The 7705-nt window shown below is 61.6% G+C and carries 6 protein-coding genes; 4 read left to right on the top strand and 2 right to left on the bottom strand.

Translation table 11 applies throughout. From position 1 onward, the window contains the following. Nucleotides 1–351: 351 nt before the first annotated feature. The gene (locus Q1V60_RS20050; RefSeq protein ID WP_300633850.1) at nt 352–1257 is read right to left on the bottom strand and encodes a hypothetical protein; all 906 of its coding nucleotides are present in this window, start codon (nt 1255–1257) and stop codon (nt 352–354) included. 410 nt (nt 1258–1667) lie between these two features. Here Q1V60_RS20050 and Q1V60_RS20045 point away from each other — a divergent pair, with 410 nt between their 5' ends. Both Q1V60_RS20045 and Q1V60_RS20040 read left to right on the top strand, forming a co-directional pair. Beyond that, nucleotides 1668–2351 carry a response regulator transcription factor gene (locus Q1V60_RS20045; protein ID WP_122539638.1) on the top strand — a complete coding sequence of 228 codons (684 nt, stop codon included), beginning with the start codon at nt 1668–1670 and terminating at the stop codon, nt 2349–2351. Further along, entirely contained in the window at nt 2329–3720 is a 1392-nt protein-coding gene (locus Q1V60_RS20040) for a HAMP domain-containing sensor histidine kinase (RefSeq protein ID WP_300633847.1), read from the top strand. The genes Q1V60_RS20045 and Q1V60_RS20040 overlap by 23 nt, the downstream gene beginning before the upstream one ends. A 58-nt stretch (nt 3721–3778) precedes the next feature. On the opposite strand, the gene Q1V60_RS20035 is transcribed toward Q1V60_RS20040, so the two are convergent. Then, on the bottom strand, nt 3779–5383 hold the full coding sequence (locus Q1V60_RS20035; RefSeq protein WP_300633845.1) for a L,D-transpeptidase family protein: 1605 nt from the start codon (nt 5381–5383) through the stop codon (nt 3779–3781). A gap of 39 nt (nt 5384–5422) precedes the next feature. Here Q1V60_RS20035 and Q1V60_RS20030 point away from each other — a divergent pair, with 39 nt between their 5' ends. Beyond that, nucleotides 5423–6151 carry a murein L,D-transpeptidase catalytic domain family protein gene (locus tag Q1V60_RS20030; RefSeq protein WP_300633843.1) on the top strand — a complete coding sequence of 243 codons (729 nt, stop codon included), beginning with the start codon at nt 5423–5425 and terminating at the stop codon, nt 6149–6151. 29 nt (nt 6152–6180) lie between these two features. Next, nucleotides 6181–6927, top strand: coding sequence for a creatininase family protein (locus Q1V60_RS20025; RefSeq protein ID WP_300633841.1), 747 nt, complete (start codon nt 6181–6183; stop codon nt 6925–6927). Nucleotides 6928–7705: the final 778 nt, after the last annotated feature.

Here is a 7705-nt window from a genome sequence, read left to right as displayed (position 1 = left end):
GCCAGTCAGTTAAGCGCTAGAGCAGGCAACCGTCGGCCTGTGGCGAGGGAGCTTGCTCCCGCTGGGCCGCGAAGCGACCCCAGAAAATGGGACTGCTGCGCAGTCCAGCGGGAGCAAGCTCCCTCGCCACGGTAAAGTGCTCCTCCTTAACTGACTGGCATTAGGGCTTGCTCGCGAATGCGGTGTGTCAGTCAGCCCGTGATTGGCTGAAAGACCGCATTCGCGAACAAGCCCGCTCCCACAATGGAACGGGCCTTGCTCAAATCACATGAAGATCGCGATCAGAATAATGATCGGAATCGGGATACCGAGGAACCACAGCAGTAATGAGCGCATCATGTTCTCCTTGAATTAACGAACGTAGTTAGGGGTTTCGACGTACACCACGGCATCCCGGCGGCGACCGCCGTAGGTGGCGGCGAAGCTGGCGAAGAACGCACCGATCAGCAGCGCGATAAAGGTCCACAGCGAGGTGTAGGCGGCGACTTTCGCAGCCGTGTCGGCGGCTTGCTTGGCTTTGACCTTGGCGTCTTCGACGGCTTTGCGGGCATCGCCATACACCTTGTCGATACGCGCTTCTGCATCGGCCTGGCTGAGGTTGGTGCGCTGGCTGATCAACTGGGCCAGGTAGGTACGGTCTTCCGGTGCCAGTTGGCCGTCATTGCTCAGGGTACGGGCAAAGATGCGACCGACCACGGCATGTGCAGCGTCATCGCTGACCGCTGCTGGGCGATCATCACGGAACAGGCTGTCGACGTAGTAACCGAAATCGCCGCTGTGTGCGCCCTGTGCTGCGCTGCCGGCGGCTTGAGACATGCCGCTGGCGGCGCCCGACACAACGTTAGCACCGGCTTTAACGCCGCCGCTCACAACACTGCTGACCGAACCGACCACCAGCATCGCAGTGATCAATGTCGCGACTGCCCAGGCCAGGAAGCCATGGGCGGTGTCGCGAAAATACACTTCGTCGCCATGCATATTGGCCCACTTAACACGCAACCTGCCGGCGATGTAGCCGCCCAGGCCCGATGCAACGATCTGGGTGAATGCCAGCCAGACAATCGTGGAAATGCCCAGGCCCTTGGCGCTCATGCCGCTGTCGGCCCAAGGCGACACCGCCGAAAAACCCAGGCCGAAACCCAGCAGCACCAGGATCAAAGACAGCGCAGCCGCCGCAGCGGCACCGGCAAAAATCGCCCCCCAGGAAACCCCGGAGAGCGTGCTCGATTCTTGCAGCGTGGTTGAAGATGTGATCATTGTTGTTTTGCTCCAGGCATGAAAAATAGTGTTACAACTCCCAAAAAGGACAGTGCAGGCAGCGTGCCAGCTAACGCTAAAAATAAAGTTCTTTGTTTTCAATGAGTTACATAAATTGAACTTAACCAACCCATGCAAGTTGCAATAAACGCTGATTTTCGACGGGCGTAATGCAATCCGCAGTGCTGACTTTCCCTGTGGGAGCGGGCTTGCTCGGGAAGGCAGGGATCATTCACTGAGGTGGCGTCTGATACGACGCCTTCGCGAGCAAGCCCGCTCCCCCAAAGGCAGGTGGTGCGGGGATAGGGTTTGTGTTGGTTTTGCCAAGATGAAGTTTTATTTAGGAAACATTCAGCAACTTCTTGGCAAAATGCCCACACTTCTAGTGTGAACGCTCACCAGGTAATCCTATGACCCGCATTTTGACCATCGAGGATGACGCCGTAACGGCCCGCGAGATTGTCGCCGAGCTGAGTAGCCATGGACTGGACGTAGACTGGGTGGACAATGGCCGCGAAGGCCTGGTCCGTGCCGTCAGCGGTGATTACGATCTGATCACCCTCGACCGCATGCTGCCCGAACTGGATGGCCTGGCCATCGTCACCACCCTGCGCACCATTGGCGTATCAACGCCGATCCTGATGATCAGCGCCCTCTCCGATGTCGACGAACGCGTGCGCGGCCTGCGCGCCGGCGGTGATGACTACCTGACCAAACCTTTCGCTTCCGATGAGATGGCCGCCCGCGTCGAGGTGTTGCTGCGGCGTAAAAGCACGGTCAAGGAATTCGAAACCGCCCTGCGCGTGGCCGACCTCGAATTGAACCTGATCAGCCGCGAAGCCAGCCGCGCCGAGCAGCCGTTGAGCCTGCTGCCCACCGAATACAAGTTGCTCGAATTCCTGATGCGCAATACCGGGCAGATCCTGTCGCGGATGATGATCTTCGAAGAAGTCTGGGGTTATCACTTCGACCCCGGCACCAACCTGATCGACGTGCACATCGGTCGCCTGCGCAAGAAAATCGACCCACCGGGCCTCCCGCCGCTGATCCGCACGGTACGAGGCTCGGGATATGTCATTGCTGAACCCCTCTAAAGGCTGGCGCTCTTCCAGCAGCCGTTTGCTGGCGCTGTACAGTTCGCTGTTCGTGGCGTGGAGTTGCATCCTCATGGGGGTGCTGTATTACGAGGTATCGGGTTACCTCAGTGACCTGTCGCGCCATTCGCTGATGCAGCGCCAGCATTTGTTCCAGCGTTTCGACGGCGAAGAACTGGTGGAGGCGCTGACCACCAGCATGACGTTCGACATGAAAGGCGTGGATGCCTACGGCCTGTTCGACGAGCAGTTTCATCCCTTGAGCGGACCGATCCGCGCGGTGCCGCCCGACCTGCCCCTGGATGGCAAGATCCACGCGCTGGCCAACTGTGTCGAGTCCGACGACCCGAAACTGCCCAAGGACAGCTGCGATGCCGTGGCCACCCACACCGAAGACGGCCGCTGGCTGGTGCTGGTGCGCGCCAACGGTTCGCTGTTCGGCGTGACCCGGATCATATGGCATGCCCTGCTGTGGGCACTGTCGTTGACCATCATCCCGGGCGTCGCCGGCTGGCACCTGCTGCGCCGTCGTCCGCTGCGACGCATTCGCACCATTCAGGCGAGCGCCGAGGCCATCGTCGCCGGCGACCTCACGCACCGCTTGCCGCTGTCCGACCGGCGCGATGAGCTGGACATGCTCGCGGCCATCGTCAACGCCATGCTCGATCGCATCGAGAAGCTGATGAACGAGGTCAAGGGCGTGTGCGACAACATCGCCCACGATTTGCGTACCCCACTGACGCGCTTGCGTGCGCAGCTGTACCGCATCAAGCAACAAGCGGAAGAAGACTCGGCCCATGCGGTGAAGCTGGATGACGCGATTGCCGAAACCGACACGCTGATGGCGCGTTTTCGTGGATTGCTGCGGATTTCGGAACTGGAAGACCACCAGCGCCGCTCGGGATTCTTGCTGATGGACCCGCTGCCGCTGTTGCGCGAACTGCACGACTTCTACCTGCCCCTGGCAGAAGAAGGCGCGCTGGAACTGGTGCTGCAGACCCCGGATTCACTGCCCTGGATTACCGGCGACCGTGCGCTGCTGTTCGAGGCCCTGGCCAACCTGCTCAGCAATTCGATCAAGTTCACCCCGCCCGAGGGCAAGGTGATCCTGCGCGCGGTCAATGACTTGGGCAGCACGCGAATCGAAGTCCTCGACTCCGGGCCGGGCATCCCGGCAGCCGAACGCGCTTCGGTGTTCCAGCGTTTTTACCGGGTCGATGAAAGTGATCAGCAAGGCGGTTTTGGCCTGGGCTTGTCGATCGTGGCCGCCATCATCAACCTGCACGGCTTCAAGCTGGACGTAAGCACCAGCGAGCTGGGCGGCGCGCGGCTGGTGCTAGAATGTCGCCAGCAACTGATGCCGGAGTAAACCGTTTAAAGCCAATGGGTAAACCTGTGGGGAGGGCGCGCGCCCTCCCCCCTTCTGCCTAGAGCACGCTCCCCATCGCCTTGATCAATACCGGGTCGCGTGCGTAGATATCCGGCGCGTACACCAGGCTTCCCTGGGCATCCACTTCCACCGTCCAATACCCCAGCAGCACCGGCACCGGCGTGGCCAGCCTGAATTCATGGGTCAGGCCGGTGGCCAGCAACTCATCGGTGCGGGTGCGTTCGGCCGGGCTCACCAGCAAGTCGCGCAGCAGCAGTGGTTGTTCAACCCTCACACAGCCCGAACTGAACGCCCGCGGCCCCTTGGTAAACAACGGCTGGCTCGGGGTGTCATGCAGGTACACCGAATACGGGTTGGGAAAGCGCATCACGATCCTGCCCAAGGGGTTACGCGGCCCCGCCTCCTGGCGCAGCAGGATGTTGCCGGGGTGCGCCCAGTCGACCTGCTCGGGTAACAGCGGTTGCCCTTGGGCGTCGAGCACCTGCAGGTTGTGCTGGCGCAGGTATTCCGGATTGACGCGGATGGCCGGAAGCTTGTCCTCGCGCATGATGGTCGGCGGGATGGTCCACGTGGGGTTGAGGGTCAGGCGCGTGATACGCGACTTGAGCAGCGGCGTCTGGCGCTCGGCGCGGCCTACTTGCAGGCGGGTCTGCCACACCGCAATGCCGCTTTGATACACGCTCAATTGCGCGGCGGCGATGTTGACCACCACGCCTTCGGGTTCCAAATCCTGGGCCAGCCAGCGAAACCGCTCAAGGTTGATGCGCAACTGGTCGCGGCGCGTCAAAGGGCTGATATTGAGCTCGGCCACAGTGCCGGCGCCGATCACACCGTCGGACTGCAAGGAATGGCTGAGCTGGAAGGCTTTGACCGCAGCGACCAGTTCAGGACGGTACTGCTTGTTGTCGCTTCCCTTCGGTTCCTGGGTCAAGTAACCGCCGCTGTAGAGCCGACGCGCCAGTTCCGGCACCCGTGGGTCTTCCATGCCCGGGCGCAACAGCGGTCCAGTGCCGAGCGCCTCCCAATGCGGTAACGGCTGCTGGCGCACATTGGAATAGGCGTTACGCAGGCTGCGATACAAATCCGCACTGGGCCGCGCCTGGTCGAACGCCTGGGCCATGTCCCGCAGGCCGGTGGCGGCGAAGGCCAGCACGGCGGTATTGGGATCATCGGCGGGCGGTTGGGAGTGCCAGAGCGGTTCGAAGCGCGATTGCTCAAGGCGCCCGTAGTGCAAATCCCGCAGGGCTTGCAGGTACTGCTGGCTGACAGCGATGTCGCTGCACAGCACATTCGCCGTGGCATCCGCGGTGGGCAGGCTATAGTGGGTGGGGTCCAGGCCATCGTCGGCGAGCAGCAACAACTGGCTGTGCAAGGCTTGCCGACGCTCATCGGCCGACCACAGCGGCGTGTCGCCCTGCTGCTGATAGAAGGCTTGCAGACGCACTTGCGCGGCGGCGTCGATACGCGGCGCGAGCTGGGGGCAGACACTGGGCAACTGCGCCAGGGCCTGTTGCAGCGGGGCCAGGTCAACCGGTGCCGGGGTCGTGACCGGCAACGGTTCCACCGGCAGCGCCTCGGCTGTGGCGACCAGTGGTGTAACGAGCAGGCAAATGCTCAAGTAACATGCGTGTTTTTTGAACAATTGACTTAGCTCCACTCCACAGCGGGGACTCGACTGTAGATGTTGACTTTTATGCGCCGGCTCGGAATAACCACCCTGGGCCTGATCACCGGGAGCCTGGCGTTACTGAGCAATGTTGCGCTCGCCGCCAATGGCCCCCCTCCTTCTTTGTATAGCAGCCTGGCGCGCTCGGCTCCAGAACTCAATCCCATCGTACTGAAAAGCGCCCTGAGCGCGGTGCAGTGCGCCGTCAGTAACGGCGAGGAACGCTCCGATCGCCTGGCGGTGATTGACTACTCCCAGCCCTCGACCGCCCGTCGGCTGTGGATCTTCGACCTGCGCAAAAAGACCCTGCTACTGCGCGACCTTGTGGCCCACGGCGCCAAGTCCGGAGAAAACTTCGCCACCCAGTTTTCCAATCTCGAAGGCAGCCACCAGTCCAGCCTGGGTCTGTTCCGCACCCAGGAAAGTTACCTCGGCACCCACGGCTACTCGCTGCGCATGGACGGCCTGGAGCCTGGCTTCAATGACCTGGCCCGCGACCGCGCCATCGTGATTCACGCCGCCGACTACGTCAGCCCGTTATGGAGCAAGCGCGAAGGCCGTATCGGCCGTAGCCAGGGTTGCCCGGCGGTGCGCCCGCAAGTCGCGCGCCAAGTGGTGGATAAGCTCAAGGACGGCCAGTTCATGTTCTCGTGGTACCCCGACCAGCGCTGGTTGAAATCCTCGGCGTATCTCAATTGCAAACCCCAACAGGTGGCGAGTAGTCGTACAATCCGTGGCGGATAGTCTGTCCCACCGATAAAAGAGAGCGTCGCATGCTTCTACATAAATCCACCTGGATCGAGATCGGGCAGTTTCTGGAGCGCAGCCGCACGGTGGTGATCCCCATCGGTTCCAACGAACAACACGGCCCCACCGGCCTGCTGGGCACCGACTGGATGTGCCCGGAGATCATCGCCGTCGAGGCGCAGAAGAATGCCGACATCCTGGTCGGCCCGACTTTCAATATCGGCATGGCCCAGCACCACCTGGGCTTTCCCGGCACCATCTCGCTGCGCCCTTCCACCTTTATCGCCGCGATTGGCGATTGGGTGCGCTCGCTGGCCGGGTATGGCTTCGATAAGATCCTGTTCCTGAACGGCCATGGCGGCAATATAGCGACCATCGAGGCGGCGTTTTCCGAACTCTACGCCGAAGCCAGCTTTGCCCGCCGCCCGGCCGGTTTTGCACTGAAGCTGGTCAACTGGTGGGACCTGGAAGGCGTCACCGACCTGGCGCATCGCCAATTCCCGGTGGGGCATGGCAGTCACGCTACCCCCTCGGAAATTGCCGTGACCCAGTGGGCCTATCCGGACTCGATCAAGTCAGCCGAATACTCGCCACGAATCGCCAACACCGGCCCGATCCGCGAAGCGCTGGACTTCCGCGCACGCTTCCCCGACGGGCGCATGGGCTCGGACCCGGCCTTGGCGACAGTGGAGAAAGGCGGTGAACTGGTGGCGTTGGCGGCCCTGGGGTTAGTCAAGACCGTGAATGCCTTCAGCAACGAAGCAAAACCCTGAGTCGAACGCTATCCAAATGCAGGAAGGGCTCGCCACCCGATATAGGTGAATCAGCCAAGGATGTACTAGCTGACGCAGCCTCGTCGGGGCCTAGGTATCTACCCAACTTTGGGTGCGGCACCGAACCTGTGGTGAGGGAGCTTGCTCCCGCGGCGGCGGGGCAGCGTATGGCTATCTGACTGATGCCCCCGTGATCCAAATGTGTGTGGCGTGCCTGCGATAGCATTACCTCGGTGTAACGAATACACCGAGGTGGTTGCATAGAGTGGCCGTTACCTGAACAACGGATATGTACTCGGACCTGCCCAGCACCCTGGTCGGCTGTCAGGCCGCCTTCGCAGGCAAGCCGGCTCCCATATTTGGCATGCAGGGTATCGGTTAGCTATGCATCGACTGCTCCGCCGCCACGGGAGCAAGCTCCCTCGCCACAGGTTCAGCACCGCCCTTAGCACAGGTTCAACACCGCCCTTTTGCACAGGTTCAGCACCGCCCTTGGCACAGGTCCAACACCGCCCTTAGCACAGGTTCAACGCCGCCCTTAGCACAGGTTCAACACCGCCCTTAGCACAGGTTCAACACCGCCCTTAGCACAGGTTCAGCACCCGCGCTTAGCACAGGTTCAACACCGCCCTTAGCGTTGTTCAGATACCTATGTTCATCGGGGCAAGCCCTAATGCCAGTCAGTTAAGACAGAACCGGTCCCTGTGGCGAGGGAGCTTGCTCCCGCTGGACTGCGTAGCAGTCCCATTTTTGGGGCCGCTTCGCGCCCCAACGGGAG

The sequence above is a fragment of the Pseudomonas sp. genome, from assembly GCF_030147005.1.
Classification (GTDB): domain Bacteria; phylum Pseudomonadota; class Gammaproteobacteria; order Pseudomonadales; family Pseudomonadaceae; genus Aquipseudomonas.
The sequence above is the reverse complement of the archived record's forward strand: the minus strand, read 5'-3'. Positions and strand labels throughout refer to the sequence as shown.

Excerpts from the sequence above, each read along its gene's own strand:
- Q1V60_RS20040 (WP_300633847.1), top strand. The coding sequence starts at position 2,329 with ATGTCATTGCTGAACCCCTCTAAAGGCTGGCGCTCTTCCAGCAGCCGT.
- Q1V60_RS20045 (WP_122539638.1), top strand. The coding sequence starts at position 1,668 with ATGACCCGCATTTTGACCATCGAGGATGACGCCGTAACGGCCCGCGAG.
- Q1V60_RS20025 (WP_300633841.1), top strand. The coding sequence starts at position 6,181 with ATGCTTCTACATAAATCCACCTGGATCGAGATCGGGCAGTTTCTGGAG.
- Q1V60_RS20030 (WP_300633843.1), top strand. The coding sequence starts at position 5,423 with ATGTTGACTTTTATGCGCCGGCTCGGAATAACCACCCTGGGCCTGATC.
- Q1V60_RS20050 (WP_300633850.1), bottom strand. The coding sequence starts at position 1,257 with ATGATCACATCTTCAACCACGCTGCAAGAATCGAGCACGCTCTCCGGG.